At 60.7% G+C, this 13486-nt stretch carries 12 protein-coding genes and 1 pseudogene; 5 read left to right on the top strand and 8 right to left on the bottom strand.

The window, feature by feature from the left end; genetic code table 11:
* Positions 1–2 precede the first annotated feature (2 nt).
* The 6 genes from EHW12_RS15800 to EHW12_RS15775 form a co-directional block, all read right to left on the bottom strand.
* Positions 3–599, bottom strand: coding sequence for a hypothetical protein (locus EHW12_RS15800; protein ID WP_206434744.1), 597 nt, complete (start codon positions 597–599; stop codon positions 3–5).
* A gap of 65 nt (positions 600–664) precedes the next feature.
* Entirely contained in the window at positions 665–1525 is an 861-nt protein-coding gene (locus tag EHW12_RS15795; protein WP_020969703.1) for an ABC transporter permease, read from the bottom strand.
* Positions 1522–2484, bottom strand: a complete 963-nt coding sequence (locus EHW12_RS15790) for an ABC transporter permease (RefSeq protein WP_158510646.1) — start codon at positions 2482–2484, stop codon at positions 1522–1524. The genes EHW12_RS15795 and EHW12_RS15790 overlap by 4 nt, the downstream gene beginning before the upstream one ends.
* Before the next feature lie 80 nt (positions 2485–2564).
* Complete coding sequence (locus EHW12_RS15785; protein ID WP_064074346.1) at positions 2565–4097, bottom strand: ABC transporter substrate-binding protein; 1533 nt, start codon at positions 4095–4097, stop codon at positions 2565–2567.
* A gap of 130 nt (positions 4098–4227) precedes the next feature.
* On the bottom strand, positions 4228–5202 hold the full coding sequence (locus EHW12_RS15780) for an ABC transporter ATP-binding protein (RefSeq protein ID WP_164490579.1): 975 nt from the start codon (positions 5200–5202) through the stop codon (positions 4228–4230).
* On the bottom strand, positions 5202–6113 hold the full coding sequence (locus tag EHW12_RS15775; protein WP_241198977.1) for an ABC transporter ATP-binding protein: 912 nt from the start codon (positions 6111–6113) through the stop codon (positions 5202–5204). Before EHW12_RS15775 ends, EHW12_RS15780 begins: the two co-directional genes overlap by 1 nt.
* A 275-nt stretch (positions 6114–6388) precedes the next feature.
* On the opposite strand from EHW12_RS15775, the gene EHW12_RS15770 reads away from it, so the two are divergent.
* The gene (locus EHW12_RS15770) at positions 6389–6946 is read left to right on the top strand and encodes a QsdR family transcriptional regulator (RefSeq protein WP_021333511.1); all 558 of its coding nucleotides are present in this window, start codon (positions 6389–6391) and stop codon (positions 6944–6946) included.
* Between the two features lie 85 nt (positions 6947–7031).
* Here EHW12_RS15770 and EHW12_RS15765 read toward each other — a convergent pair whose 3' ends face one another.
* Together EHW12_RS15765 and EHW12_RS15760 are read right to left on the bottom strand one after the other, a co-directional pair.
* Positions 7032–7853: a class II glutamine amidotransferase gene (locus EHW12_RS15765; RefSeq protein WP_031331541.1), complete on the bottom strand. Its 822-nt coding sequence runs from the start codon at positions 7851–7853 to the stop codon at positions 7032–7034.
* A 21-nt stretch (positions 7854–7874) separates the two neighbouring features.
* Positions 7875–8318 (bottom strand): hypothetical protein, encoded by a 444-nt coding sequence (locus tag EHW12_RS15760; RefSeq protein WP_030537512.1) that lies wholly within the window; start codon positions 8316–8318, stop codon positions 7875–7877.
* A gap of 343 nt (positions 8319–8661) precedes the next feature.
* On the opposite strand from EHW12_RS15760, the gene EHW12_RS15755 reads away from it, so the two are divergent.
* The 4 genes and pseudogenes from EHW12_RS15755 (at position 8662) to pepN (ending at position 13429) form a co-directional block, all read left to right on the top strand.
* Positions 8662–9393: a hypothetical protein gene (locus EHW12_RS15755; protein ID WP_070161072.1), complete on the top strand. Its 732-nt coding sequence runs from the start codon at positions 8662–8664 to the stop codon at positions 9391–9393.
* Positions 9390–10004, top strand: a complete 615-nt coding sequence (locus tag EHW12_RS15750) for a class F sortase (RefSeq protein ID WP_231783390.1) — start codon at positions 9390–9392, stop codon at positions 10002–10004. The genes EHW12_RS15755 and EHW12_RS15750 overlap by 4 nt, the downstream gene beginning before the upstream one ends.
* Before the next feature lie 93 nt (positions 10005–10097).
* A pseudogene (gene thiD / locus EHW12_RS15745) lies at positions 10098–10897 on the top strand (bifunctional hydroxymethylpyrimidine kinase/phosphomethylpyrimidine kinase).
* A gap of 48 nt (positions 10898–10945) precedes the next feature.
* Positions 10946–13429 (top strand): aminopeptidase N, encoded by a 2484-nt coding sequence (pepN, locus tag EHW12_RS15740; RefSeq protein ID WP_125051121.1) that lies wholly within the window; start codon positions 10946–10948, stop codon positions 13427–13429.
* Positions 13430–13486: the final 57 nt, after the last annotated feature.

Genomic DNA, 13486 nt, shown 5'->3' with positions numbered 1-13486 from the left:
AATCAATTACACCGTTTTCTGGACAGACCCGTTGCGGCGTGGACTACCAACGCTTCGACACCGTTGAGTCCCTCGGCGTGAAGAAGTGCGACATGAGAATCTCCGCGAAACTCCCGGAGCAAGGATTGGGCATGCCACAACACGAGATGAGGCTCCTCAGGCCACGGCAATGATGCGTGCCCACCGAACAGGGGTCGCCCTTGTGGTCTGTTGCAGGCGCGTTCCGCGGCTCGACGTGCGAGTTCGGCAGCTTCGCGAACTTCGGTGCCGTCGACATGTTCTCCCCAGGCCTTGCGCAGCGAACGGTCGACAGCGTCGAGTCGAGCGGTGAGGATCTGTTCGGGGGTGGCGATTGTCCAGGCTTCCGGCAGCACCGCGTGTACCAGTTCGGGGTTGAAGTTGAAGAACGTAGCGATGGTGACTTCAGCCGCTACTGCGCCCATGGGCGCAGACCGCGAAGCGAAGTAGCCCATTCGAGGGTGTGTAAAGCCCAGTGCGGCATATGCTTCCGCGCCGAAAGGGGTGAAGTAGATCATGCCGTGTATTGGTTCGGCTCCACGGAAGACGCGGCGCGCGGTTTCTGGTGCGATCGAGGTCATCGATAGTCCTTCATGCTGGTGGTGTGGTCTTCGAACAGTCGAGTCGGATGGTTGTTCTACGCCGGCTATCTCCCTCTGACATACATGCGGTCCCGGACGGCATCACCCACTCGGTAGACGGCCAGGACGACCAATGAAATCAGAATGCCGGAGGGGAGAATCTGTTGTGGTGCACTCAAGATGTGCAGGTACGCATCGGATAAGTCACCGCCCCAACTCGGAGTGGGCGGCTGTATACCCAACCCGAGGAACGAGAGTGCCGCCTGCGCGAGAAAAGTCAGGCCGGTGAGCACGGTCACCTGAACGACAACCGGCCCGATTGCGTGCGGAAGAAGATGACGCAGGAGCACTACGTGCGGCGGGCATCCTGAGAGTCGCGCGCTCAGAACGAAGTCTCGGTTCCTCGTTTCGCTGACCCCGGCAGCCAGAATTCTTGCAATTGTGGGTGCATAGACGACTCCGAGCGCTGACATCGACGTGATCAGGCTCGGCCCCAGAACACCGGTAATAGCCACTGCGAGAACCAAACCTGGGAATGCCAGCAATGCGTCCGCCACCCGGAGGAGTGACGCGCCGATCCAGCGTGGCCAATATCCGGCGATCAACCCCCACGGAATTCCCAACAGCAGACTGACAGCGACAGCGATCGCGACGCCGAAGAAGGCGGAGCGTCCTCCCCAGATCAATCGACTGAGCACGTCACGACCGAAGCCGTCAGTGCCAAGCAGGTGCTGTGCACTCGGACCGGCGAACGTGTTGGTCAGGTTCTGATCGGTCGGACTGTGCGGAGCCACGAACGAGGCCAAGACGGACGCCGCTATCAGCGTTCCGAGAAAGCAGTAGCTGAGCCATAATCCGGGGTGCAGTCGAGGGAGAGCCCACTTGGAGCGGGTCTCGCCTGCGGTGGTCAGCGCGAGTTGGCTCACGAGATCGTTCCCTTCCTCAATTGTGGGCTGATCATGTTGTTGACGACGTCGACCAGGATGTTCACGAGAAGCACGATCACGACGAACAGCAACACAATGCCTTGAAGCATCGGATAATCTCGCGTGTCGATCGCAATGACGAGAGCGCTCCCGAGGCCCGGCAGCACGAAGATCTGCTCGAGAATGACCGTCGCACCCAGCATCGCCACGGCGAGCAATCCATAGACAGTGACAATCGTGGGAACGATGTTTCGTAGCGCGTAGCGCCACACGATCTTCCGCTCGTCGATACCCATCGCACGCGCAGTTCGTACGTAGTCACTTGACAGTGTCTCGATCATCGCAGCCCTGGTCTGCCGAACCGCAATCGATGCTGCGCCGGCAGCGAGCGCCGTTGCTGGTAGGACCAAATGGCTCAGGTTGTCGATCACACTGTTCTCGAGAGGAACCCAGCCGAGCACCGGTAGAACTCCCAAACCGAGGGCGAAGACATCGACCAGCACGATAGCGAGGAAGAAGTCCGGTACCGCGAGTCCGATCCCCGAAACCGTGCGGGTCAGACCATCGCTGCGTCGTCCCTGCCGCGTCGCGGTCCACACACCGAGCGGTATGGCGACGACGGCGGACAGTAACAGTGCGAGTACAACGAGCTCGGCGCTCGCGGGCAGGCGCGCAAGGATCTGTGGGCCGACGGGGGCGCTGTTCTGTAGCGACGTTCCCAGATCTCCGTGCAGAGCCGACACCACCCAGTTCCAGTACTGGACCAGCAGAGGTTGATTCAATCCGAGGCGCTCGTTGAGTGCCGCGATGGCTTCATCGCTGCCGTTCGGACCGAGAAGTGCCTCGGCTGGTCCACCGGGGATTATCCGGATAAGGGCAAAGGTTATGAAACTAGCGATAATCGCGGTAGGAATTATCTGTGCGAACCGGACGCCGATCATCCGTATGTAAGGATTCACCGGCGATCGGTGAGGGTTTCGGGTCGGAACGCTCTCAGGCTCGGGGGCCAACGAATTCTCTTGCGATACAACGGTCGTCGTCATGACTTCGAGAGGTACGTCAGATTGGGGGAGCCGTTCAGTGCGGGAACGGCCCCGTGGACGTTCTTCGTGTAGGCGACCACGTCGGGAGTGAAGTACAACGGTACGTACTCAGCGGACTTGATCACGACTTGATTGATCTGTTTGACGATGTCGAGCTGAGCGGTTTCGTCATACGTGTTGTTCAGCAGTGCGATCAGCTTCTCCAACTCCTCGTTGGGGACGGAATTCTGCCGGAAGTACGATCGCGAACCCAGAGAGGCTTCGAAATTGAGCGGTGCGGATGCTCGCGTGGGCCATCCCACGCTGAAGACGTCCGCGCTGTTGTGTGCGACGAACTCCGTAATCGCCTGAGGTCCACTCATTTCGACGAAGTCGACCTTGATGCCGACTTTCTCCCATTGTTCTCCGACAAGGACCGCGTTGGTCGAGTACGGCGGTAGGTTGCCTGCTAGTCCGCGCACGGTGACCCCATTCGGATACCCCGCCTCCGCTAGCAGCGATTTGGCCTTCTCCGGGTCGTACGGCCATGCATCTTCGGTTTCCTCGTCGTAGAACTGCGAACCGGGAGGATATTGACCGAACGCCGCAGTTCCTTCCGAGCTGTCCAGCGCGGCTCGCGCAATTGCCTTGCGGTCGAGCGCATACTGCATCGCCAGACGAACCCGGACGTCGTTAACCACAGGGTTCTTGTTGTTGATCACGACGAGCGCAACTCCGAGTCTCGGGTCGTGACTGACGTTCAGGTTGGGATTCCGTTCGAGGATCGGAGCACTCGACGGTGTGAGCCCGTATGCAAAATCCGCAGCGTTCGATGTCAGGGCATTTGTCAGCGCTGTGGGATTGGAGATCACCTGGATCTGGATCTTGGCGAGCTGGGGGCTGGGTGGACCTGCCGGTTTGTAATCGTCGAATCGACTGAATGTGTATGAACTGTTCGGGACTGCGCTGGTGAATGTGTACGGCCCTGCGCCTACAGGCTTGTTGGCGAAGTCTGCCCCTGCTGCTGCCAGCGCAGTGGGGGAGACCACCATTCCCAATCTGCCGTTGAGCCAGCCTGGTAAACCGGAGGTAGGTGAACTCAACGAGATCGTGACGTGATCTGGGGACGTTGCTTCGATGCTCTTGATCGTCGGGACGGAAACGATTCCGAGACTCAAGCAGTGTTCCATGCTTGCCTTGACGGCTGCTGCATCGACAGCTGTACCGTCGTGGAAGGTCAAGCCGTTCTGCAACGTCATCTCGAACGTCAGGTTGTCCGGTCCGGAGAAGCCCCACTCGCTGGCGATTCCGGGCCGCAACTTCTGGGTGGCAGGTTCCGCATCGATCAGTGGTGCATACATCAACTGTAAGTAGTCGATGTCGTATCCGATGTTTCCCGCACACGGGTCGAGCGAGGCGGGCACGTGCGATGTCGCGACCTTGAGTTCGGCGTTCGGATCGGCAGGTCCGGTATCGCCGGCGGTACCGGTGGCGCTGCTCGAACAGCCGCTGAGCACAAGAGCAGAAAGTGCAAACGCAGCTACCAGCACACGTGGGCCACTTTTCCCATGATTCTGGAAGCGTGTGATCGGATATCGGGATCGCAAAGACAGACGCGGATTCATATGGTGGACTTTCGCTTTGGTCTTCTCGGAAGGGGGAGACTGACGCGGCACGCATTTACTGCGGCGGGTTGGAGATTCCGATCGATGTGGCCGGGGACGATAGATGGCAGGCGGAGCTGTGTGCGGAATTCGAGGCCGCGCGAAGTGACGGCGCTTCCGACGCACAGCGATCCATCGCAAACGGGCAGCGGTTGCGGAATCGACAGCCCGAGGGTGGATTCCGTGGGTCGGGTAACTCGCCCCGCACCAATGCTTTCCGACGACTGCGCCGCTCGAGTTCGATGTGCGGGGCCGCGGCGAGAAGCGCCTGCGTGTAGGGGTGCGATGGAGTCCTCAGGACCGTGGCAACCGGTCCGATCTCGACGATTCGGCCGAGGTACATCACCGCGACGCGATCGGCGATCCGTGCCACCGAACCCAAATCGTGCGAAATGAAGATGTACGTGAGGTCATGTTCTTCTCGGAGATCGGCAAGAAGTTGCAACACCTCTTCCTGAAGCGAAACATCCAGGGAGGCAACAGGTTCGTCGCAGAGAATCAGTGGCGCCTTGGAGGCAAGTGCACGAGCGATGGTCACGCGTTGGCGTTGGCCACCGGAGAGCTGGGTCGGGAGGCGGTCGGCAAGCTCAGCGCCGAGACCGACCCGACGCAACAGCTCGACGGCTTTCGGCCGCAAGGACTGTGGGATGCGCAGACGCCCTGGCGCCATCGGCTCGGCTACGCAAGCCCATGAGGCCATCCGATTGTTCAAGGCCGACGTAGGGTTTTGAAAAATGAGATGGGAAGATCCACCCTTGCCGAACGCCGGGTCGTCGAGATTCATAGTGATGGAGCCTGCGGCCGTAGCCACCAGACCCGCGAGAGCGTGAGCCGTCGAGGATTTTCCCGATCCTGATTCACCGATTATCGCAAGGGTTTCGCCCCTCTGTACGGAGAAGCTGACGTCGTCGACCGCGCGAAGAGCTTTGCGTCCGCGTCCGTACTCGACTGCCAGATTCCTAACGTCGACGATGACGTCGGTGTTGCTCATCAGCTCACCAGTCCGAGCAACTCGAGTTCGTCGCTGCGGTGACATCTTGTTGCCGATTCCGGTGATCCGATCAGAAGTGGATGATCGGATATGCAGAGCTCCTCGGAGTAGTTGCACCGGGCGACGTATCGGCAACCCACGCCGTCAGCATGGGCTTTGGTGGTGAAATTGCCTCGCGCCTTGGGCGATTGGGAGGAGACTTCTTCGAATGTCGAGCGTGCCGCCTCGAGAAGGCTGAACGTGTAGGGATGCGCGGGCCGCCGAAGCAGCACGTCTCGTGGCGCTACGTCGACGATCTCGCCGCGAAACATGGTGATGACTCGATCCGCGACCTCGGCGACAACCGCGAGGTCGTGACTGATCAACAACACGGCAAGATCGCGCTGTTCGGCCAGTTCTCGAAGGAGATCGACAATCTGAGCTTGGATGGTGACGTCGAGCGCTGTTGTCGGTTCGTCCGCGATCAGCAACTTCGGACCGCATGCCAGGGCCATCGCGATCATCACCCGCTGACACATCCCGCCGGAAAGCTCGTACCCGAACGACTTCAAGGTTCTGCTCGGGTCGGCCAGACCGACCTGGTGGAGAAGATCTGTAGCCACGTCCTCCGCATCGACTTTCGTGATGTCGCGGTGGGCCTTCAACACATCGACGATCTGGCGACCGATGCTGACGGAGGGGTTGAGAGCCGAACTCGGGTCCTGGAAGACCATACTGACGTCGCGACCGCGTATTTTCCTCAACTCGGCGGCGGGCAGACCCACAAGTTCCTGTCCTTCCAAACGGATGCTTCCGCTGGTTGTTGCCGTACGGGGCAAGAGACCGAGCAGAGCGAGTCCGGTCAGTGTCTTTCCGCTCCCGCTCTCTCCTACGAGGCCGGTGATTTCGCCCGACCCCAACTCGAAGCTCACGCGGTCGAGGAGTCTGTTCGAAATCGATTCTGTCCCAATGTCAACCGTGAGGTCTCGTACTTGCAGAAGTGGGCTCATCGTCGGGTCGTCCACGTGTGATCGTTCATCGCATTCCTCCGTAAACAACTGAATTGTTGTGACTGGAATCACGTACCGGGGAACAATAAACACTCACCTGCAACAAAGTCAATGAATGTTGCAACGATTGCCGTCGATGGCGCCGTCTGATCGCCTCCGGCTACCGACCAGCACGTCGTCAGCGATACATTCACTCCATGGCCGAGACACGTGACATCCGCGCGGAAGCGTTGAGTGCCGCCCGACGACAGTTCGCAGCCGGAAAACCGCTCGATGTGAACGCTTTGGCCACCGAGTTGGGGGTGGATCGGACCACCTTGTTCCGGCGTGCAGGGAATCGCGACACAATTACCGGTGACGTGCTCGATTCACTGGCGCGCCGAACGTGGCGAATGGGCCTCGAGGAGTGCGGTGGAAGCGGAGCGTCAAGGGTTGTCGACGTCCTCACTTACCATGCACGGGCGACAATCGAGACCGAATTCTTCCGGACGTATTTGACTCGGGAACCGCAAAAGGCGTTGTGCATACTCACAACTGGACTGGGGCCGATTCAGGGCACGATGGTCGAATCCGTGCGAAGGCTGATCGAAGCTGAAATACCGGAGCAGATTCGGCCAGACCTGCCCGTCGAGGACATGGCATATCTGCTGGTTCGCGTGGGTGAGTCGTTCATCTACAACGATTTGCTCACTGGTGGCACTCCGGATACGGAGAAGGCTCGCTTGGCGTTCCGGCTCATCCTCTCGCGTGACTAGTGTGCCGAGTTTCCGTTGTCTCAGTTTTCGTGAAAGCGCTTCGAATGCAAGCTATTTCATAGCTATGCCTGGTTGTATGACCCAATCAGGCTGGTGGGATCGGCACAAAGCTCCGCATCTCGTCCCGTCCGGGCCGGATGACGCCTGCGGCGGATTCGGGAACCTCGTTCCAGGCGCCGGGAAGGTCACGTAGAGGCTCGGAGACGACGATTCGGGTCTCCTCACTCAGATGGTGCAGGGCATCCACCTCAGGATGGAGCTTGCGCAACGTGGAAATCTCGGTGGAGAAGAACAACGACCTCGACTGGTGCTCGCTGGAATAGCGAAAGATCCAGGTGGAGATGCCATCCGACGTGGCGACGGTCATCTGAACCGGATTGTCGATTCCCTGCGAGCGGGCCGTGTGCTCGACGAATCCGACGGCCCTCGCGACACCTTCGAACGGATCGTCGGTCAGGCCGAACGTCAGCGCGAGGAAGAACAAGGTTTCCGAGTCCGTCGATCCTTCGAGATCCGGAAAGAGCGACGGATCAATGGCAGTCACCAATTCCCGTTTCATGTCGTGGAATCCGTGTAGTGAACCGTTGTGCATCCACAACCATTGCCGGTGCCGGAACGGGTGACAGTTGCTGCGCTGCACTGCAGTTCCCGTCGAGGCGCGGATGTGAGCGAACAGCAGAGGGGTGCGCAATTGGGAGGTGACTTCGCGCAGGTTCGAGTCGTTCCACGCGGGTTCGATGCTCTTGAAAACTGCCGGTTGGGGGCCTTCCCCGTACCAGCCGATTCCGAAGCCGTCGCCATTTGTCGTCGTGGCCCCGAGTTGAGAATGCAGGCTCTGGTCGATCAGCGAGTGCTGTGGCCTGAACAGCAAGTCATGGGCCAGTATCGGCTCTCCGGAATACGCCATCCACCTACACATACTTTCAACTCAAGCAGATCGAGTCGGCGTTGACGGTGCATGCGCAGCGGCGTGCGTCGTCTGGGTGGGCTTCCATGTCGACACAGCCCAGATCACGACGATGTTCAGCGCGATGATGAGAGTCGACCACCAGGGGTAGTACGGCAGCCACAAGAAGTTCGCGATGATCGAGATCGCGCAGATCACCACTGCCGACACCCGCGCCCAGGCCGCTCCGGTGAACAGTGCGAGCCCGACGAGAGCGACGAGCGCGCCCAGCACGAGATGGATCCAACCCCACGTCGTCAGGTCGAACTGATAGACGTAGTCGATCCCGACTACGAACACTTCGTTTTCGGCGACGGCAGCGAGTCCTTGGAAGAACTGCACGATGCCGACCGTCACCAAGATGACGGCTGCCCCGATCGATGTTCCTACCGCGAAACCCTGCTTGACTGATGTTGTATCCGACATGACGGTTTCCCTTGATTCGGTGGGGGGCGACCGGACACGTGCCCGGCACGCTCGTTGTAGTGATCGTTGTTCCACCGGCTGACCGCTATGAAACGGAAATACCTGTCCAATGCGGTGAGAAATCAGTGCGATCTGCTCCGATGTGCGGGCGAAATGTAACTTCTGACCCCTGTTGATCCGATGTACCCCTTGCCGGAACGCGTGTGCGGAGAAATTGCTCGTAACCGAAGTTCACAGAAAACAAGAGGAATTCGGCACGGAATTCGACCTATTTGTCCAGCTGTACTGGTATTTTGACTGAATTGACCGGAAGCTACGGTCCGCGGAAAAAGGTAGCGAGAGAATGACGATCTTCGGCAGGCGTACCGCGGGCATCACCGCGACGGCCTTCGTCTTGGCGACCGTTGTGTCGACAGCACTCCCCGCAGTGGGATCGGCTGCCCCCGTTTCGCTCACCCGCGCGTGCAACTCGGAAATCAACGAAAATTCGATGTCACTCGATCCGGCCGTGATCGACGGTTGGTACGACATCTCGACTGGATCGCCTGGAACGAAAATCAACTCGATCGAGGCGTGGCGGACAGTGCCGGGAGACATCCTCGAGTTTCGCGCATCGGTGACGATCAGAGCCCACGGAAGTCCCGTCCGAGGGACCCTTCGGATCGACGGCGCCGGCTTGACCGGAGATCAGGATTTGATCTCCAGAATGACGTTGACCCAAGATCTCGGCCGGTCAGGGTCAACGGTCACCGACGCTGACGACGGTTCGGTCATCCCCGTACGTGCCAAGCTCGCATTCGACGTCACAACTCCTGGACAAGTGGCACAGAACCAGACGGTCAACCTCTCGGCAGTCAAGATTGTCTTGGCAGGAGACACCACCGATCCGGGAGGTGAATGCCCCGGCCCCGGCCCGGGCCCCGGCGGCGGCGGGAATGGAAGCGGTGGCGGGAACGGCGGTGGTGACGGTTCCGGTGGGAACGGTGGGGATTCCGGTGACGCACTTCCCGGTCGTAACGTAGGAAACCGAGTACCAATTGCCCAGATTCCGTCCGGCCCGACTTCTCGTCCGTGACAGCGGCACCTGGATCCACGGCCAGCCGAACGTGGGCCGCTGCAGTAGTGGCGACAATGCTCTTGATCGGCGGATGTTCCGACGACGGTGACTCGCCGACCCGCGTCCTCGCGACCGGCCAACAAGATTTGCCGCCAGAGATTCGCGCGGTGGTCGACGGTCCGGATGTCCCGACCACGCTGCGCACAGGCAACAGCACCGCTGACATCCTGCCGATCAAGACGACGACGGACGGCTCGCTCATTCCGCCCGAGGATGTCAGTGAGATCGGATGGTGGGCAGATTCGGCATTTCCCGGCTCCGGCGCGGGCACCGTGGTGATCACCGGACACATCAACGACATCTATCAGGGTGACGGTTTCGGAAAGAAGTTCTCGACACTGGAAATCGGCTCGGTCGTGACCGTGGCGGGCGCCGGGGGACAGACCTGGAACTACCGTATCGATGCGGTCGATCACTACAGCAAGGACGGCGAGCTGCCGGTCGAGCGATTGAACAGCCTCGACGGACCCGAAACCCTCGCGCTGATCACCTGCGGCGGCGAGTTCGTCGGTCCGCCGTTCGGATACGAGGACAACGACGTCGCGTGGGGAACTCCGGTGCCCGCATAGCCGAAAACCAGACGTCGGAACGGTTGATAAACTGGGTCCCGCGTTCGTGGCCATCCACGCACGTTTCGAAAGTCCGAAGAAGGAGATTGTGCTATGGTTGACCTCGCCTATGTCATCGCTGGGTCCGAAGCGACTGGCGGTGCCGGCCTGCAGGTCGATCTGAAGACGTTCCAGGCATTGGACGTCTACGGCGTAGCGACCACCACATGTATCGTCTCGTTCGATCCCAAGAACAACTGGGGTCATCGCTTCGTACCGATCGCTCCTGACGTGATCGCTGATCAGATCGAGGCTGCCACGGCAGCTCACGATCTGGACGTCGTCAAGATCGGAATGTTGGGAACTCCTGCCACGATCGAGGTTGTGGCAGAGGGTCTGCGTCGGCAGTCCTGGCGCCACGTCGTCCTCGACCCGGTCCTGATCTGCAAGGGCCAGGAGCCCGGCGCGGCTCTCGATACCGATACAGCACTTCGTGATTCGATTCTTCCGCTCGCCACCGTCGTCACACCCAACCTGTTCGAGGCACGCACCCTCGCCGGAATGGACAGCATCGAAAGCGTCGACGACCTCATCGAGGCCGCACGTCGTATCCATGACCTCGGACCCAAGTACGTGCTCGCGAAGGGCGGTGTCGAACTCGCCGGTGGCGACGCCGTCGACGTGTTGTTCGACGGGACCGACGTGACTGTTCTCTCCGCCCCAAGGTCGGCGAAGAGCGCGTCTCGGGTGCCGGTTGCACGCTGGCCGCCGCAGTGACCGCGGAGCTGGCAAAGGGCGCCGACGTGGGAGAAGCCGTCGCTCTGGCCAAGAAGTTCGTCACGGCGGGCATCGAAGGCCGCGTCTCGGCACACACGCCGTTCGACACCGTCTGGCAGGGCGCGTTCAAGGGATAGGCGCACGGCGGCTCACATCGCCGCGCGCGGCCTGGCAGGATCGAGTGCGTGAGTACTGCGAACCTGAATCGAAGCGAAGTCGCCGAACGATCTCGAGCCATCTCCGTCGCCGGTTACCGGGTGGAGTTGGATCTGCGATCGGCGGTCGACTCCGCCGTGAAGACCTTTTCGACGGTCACGACAATTGATCTGACGTCCTCGGTGGAGTCCACGTGGCTCGATTTCATCGGTGCTGCAGTCGATTCCGTGGACGTCGACGGTGCGTCGATTCCGGTGGAGTACGACGGATCCCGGATCGTGCTGCGCGGACTCGGCGGATCGAACGTCGTTCGGGTGGCAGCTCACGGCAACTACAGCCGTTCCGGTGAAGGGCTGCACCGATTTGTCGACGACGCTGACGATCAGACGTATCTGTACACGCAATACGAGCCTGCCGATGCCAGGCGTGTTTTCGCCTGCTTCGAGCAGCCGGACCTCAAGGCGCCCTTCACATTCGAGGTGACAGCACCTGACGGCTGGGAAGTCCTGTCGAATCAGCCCGCGACCCAGACTCTCTCCGTGGACGGTGCACAACGCGTCACTTTCGCCCCGACGCTGCCGATCTCGACCTACATCACCGCGATCGCGGCCGGGCCGTATCACCGCGTGGCGTCGTCGTGGAGTCGCGGCGAACTCACTGTCGAGTTGGGTGCGCTGTGCCGGGCGTCGTTGGCTCCGTACCTCGATGCGGACAACGTTTTCGACATCACCCGTCAGGGGTTGGACTTCTACGCCGAGTACTTCGACTATCCGTATCCGTTCGGCAAGTACGACCAGATCTTTGTCCCCGAGTACAACCTCGGCGCCATGGAGAACCCGGGACTGGTGACCTTCACCGAGGCATACGTGTTCCGCGGCTCCGCAACCGACGAGCAGCATCAGCGCCGCGCCAACACGATCCTGCACGAAATGGCGCACATGTGGTTCGGCGATCTCGTGACCATGGTCTGGTGGGACGACCTGTGGCTCAAGGAATCTTTTGCCGATTTCATGGGATCGCTGGTCAGCGCCGAAGCCACCCGCTTCACCGATGCCTGGGTGGCATTCGCCATCAAGCGAAAAGCGTGGGCGTACCTCCAAGATCAGCTGCCGACGACTCATCCCATCGTCGCCGACATCGTCGATCTCGAAGCTGCGAAGCTTAACTTCGACGGAATCACCTACGCCAAGGGCGCCAGTGTCCTCAAACAACTTGTGGCGTTCGTCGGGCGTGACGCGTTCTTCGAAGCGGCACGCCGGTACTTCAAGACTCACGCGTACGGAAACACCACGCTGGTCGATCTGCTCGACGTGCTCACGGAGACTTCCGGGCGCGACGTGCGCGAATGGGCCCGAATCTGGTTGCAGACCACCGGGGTGTCCACGCTGTCGCTCGACGGAACACACCTGGTCCAGACGGACCCGAGGCCGCATCGGCTCGCAGTCGGAATCTACGACTACAACGAGTCCGGAGACCTTGTTCGCACCGAACGCGTCGAACTCGACATCACCGAATCACGCACGTCGGTCGACCTTCCGCCCGGAGCACTCACACTGCTCAACGACGAAGACCTCACCTACGCCAAGGTGCGATTGGACGCGGAATCTCTGTCCACTGTCGAGGCATCCCTGGACCGCGTGAGCGATCCGCTTGCGCGCGGGGTGATCTGGTCGTCGCTGTGGAACTCGGTGCGTGATGCGCAGCTCTCGGTGTTCCGGTACCTCGACATGGTGGAACGATTCGCTCCCGCGGAGACAGATCTTGCGATTCTCAGCTCGATCCTGACCGATGCCCAATACGCGGTTCTTCACTACGTTCCGAAAAGCTTGCGGCCCAATGTAAGTGCAGGCTGGTTGGAAACGACCTGGAAGGCGGTGTTCGAAGCCGAACCGGAGTCCGGAAGACAGCTGGCATGGGCACGGGCTCTGTCGGCCGCTGCAGCGGTCAACGATGCTCGCGCCGACGAGGTGCGGTCGATACTCGACGGCACCTGCCCGGGGCCGGTCGGACTGGCTCTCGATCCTGATCTGCGGTGGGCATTGTGGATCGCCCTGTCGGCGACCGGCCATGCGAGTGTGAGCGACTTCGATGGTGAGCTGAGCAAGGACAGCACGTCAGCGGGTCGAACGGCGTACGTCCGCGCCGCGGCGTCGATTCCCGATGCCGAGACCAAGGCGGCTGCCTGGGCGTCGGCGACCACTGACGGCTCACTCTCGAACGACCGCCTGGATGCGACGATCGCCGGATTCCGTTCGGGCACGGACCCGTCGTTGATCGAGGGATATGCGGCAGAGTACTTCTCGTCCCTGGGGAAGTGGTGGTCCGAACGCAGCATCGAGATCGCCCGACGGTTGGTGAACGGACTCTTCCCGGCAGCTGAAGACACCTCTGCTGTCGATTCCTGGATCCAGGCCAATGCGGAGGCGCCCGCGTCGCTGCGGAGGCTTGTTCTCGAGCGTCGGGATCACCTGGCCCGAGACCTACGTGCCCAGGCGTCGAACGCGGTGATCTGACGCCATCAGCTCCGAAATGTCCTGTTCTTGGATATTGTCTAAACAGGGCTGCGACGG

It is taken from the genome of Rhodococcus sp. NJ-530, assembly GCF_003860625.1.
In the GTDB taxonomy this organism is placed as follows: Bacteria; Actinomycetota; Actinomycetes; order Mycobacteriales; family Mycobacteriaceae; genus Rhodococcus_F; species Rhodococcus_F qingshengii.
This window is presented reverse-complemented; position numbering and strand designations above follow the sequence as displayed.

Coding starts and splice junctions, on each gene's coding strand:
- EHW12_RS15770 (WP_021333511.1), top strand. CDS start 6,389: ATGGCCGAGACACGTGACATCCGCGCGGAAGCGTTGAGTGCCGCCCGA.
- EHW12_RS15800 (WP_206434744.1), bottom strand. CDS start 599: ATGACCTCGATCGCACCAGAAACCGCGCGCCGCGTCTTCCGTGGAGCC.
- EHW12_RS15760 (WP_030537512.1), bottom strand. CDS start 8,318: ATGTCGGATACAACATCAGTCAAGCAGGGTTTCGCGGTAGGAACATCG.
- EHW12_RS15780 (WP_164490579.1), bottom strand. CDS start 5,202: ATGAGCAACACCGACGTCATCGTCGACGTTAGGAATCTGGCAGTCGAG.
- EHW12_RS15755 (WP_070161072.1), top strand. CDS start 8,662: ATGACGATCTTCGGCAGGCGTACCGCGGGCATCACCGCGACGGCCTTC.
- EHW12_RS15765 (WP_031331541.1), bottom strand. CDS start 7,853: ATGGCGTATTCCGGAGAGCCGATACTGGCCCATGACTTGCTGTTCAGG.